We start from the raw sequence: 901 nt of genomic DNA, 5'->3' as shown, positions 1-901 counted from the left end.
GTGATCGACTGCGGCACCTCCTGCTCCAGCAGGTCGCTCATGCCCTTGCCCTGCGCGATCAGTCGCGCCAGCTTGATCGCCGAGCCGGCCATCGTCGGGCTGTAGGTGACCGTGGCCTTCAGCACACCGTTGTCGGCCTGGATGTCACGCATCGCGTTGGCCGAACCCGCGCCGCCGACCATGAAGAACTCGTCACGACCGGCCTCCTTGATCGCGGCCAGCACACCGATGCCCTGGTCGTCGTCGTGGTTCCAGATCGCGTCGATCTTCTTGTGCGCCTGCAGCAGGTTGCTGGCCACCTGCGTGCCCGACTCCACCGTGAACTTGGCGTCCTGCTGCGCCGTCACCTTGAACCCGTAGGTCTTCAACGCGTCGGCGAAGCCCTTGCTGCGGTCCTGGGTCAGCGGCAGCGTCGCGATGCCCTGGATCTCCAGGATCACCGGGTCCGACACGCCCTTGTCCTTCAGCGTCTTGCCGATGAAGTGACCGGCCGCCACACCCATGCCGTAGTTGTCGCCGCCCAGCCAGGTCCGGTACGACAGCTTGTCCGGGAACACCCGGTCCAGGTTGATCACCGGAATGCCGGCGTCCATCGCCTGCCGGGCGACCTGGTTGAGCTGCTGACCGTCGTTGGGCAGGATCACCAGCGCGTTGACCTTGGCCTGGATCAGCGACTCCACCGCCGAGATCTGCTGGTTGATGTCGTTGGTCGGCTCGACCGGCTTGAACTCCACGTCGGAGAACTGCTTGGCCGCGTCCGCCGCGTTCTTGCTGATCGCGGCGATCCAGCCGTGGTCGGCGGCCGGGGCCGAGAAGCCGATGACGACCTTGTCGCCGGGGGCGTCGTTGCCGCCCGTGGCCGCGGCCGCGGGGGCGGCGGCCGGCGCGCTCGCCTGCGCGG

General features: G+C 67.9%; 1 protein-coding gene. It reads right to left on the bottom strand.

The genetic code is table 11. The features are described 5' to 3' along the window. Positions 1 to 901 (bottom strand): ABC transporter substrate-binding protein (locus tag Msi02_RS42765; RefSeq protein WP_204053409.1); only part of this gene is annotated, 901 nt, incomplete at both ends.

The organism is Microbispora siamensis (assembly GCF_016863095.1).
Taxonomy (GTDB): Bacteria; Actinomycetota; Actinomycetes; order Streptosporangiales; family Streptosporangiaceae; genus Microbispora; species Microbispora siamensis.
Note: the sequence above shows the minus strand (reverse complement) of the source record. Positions and strands in the feature narration are given on the sequence as shown.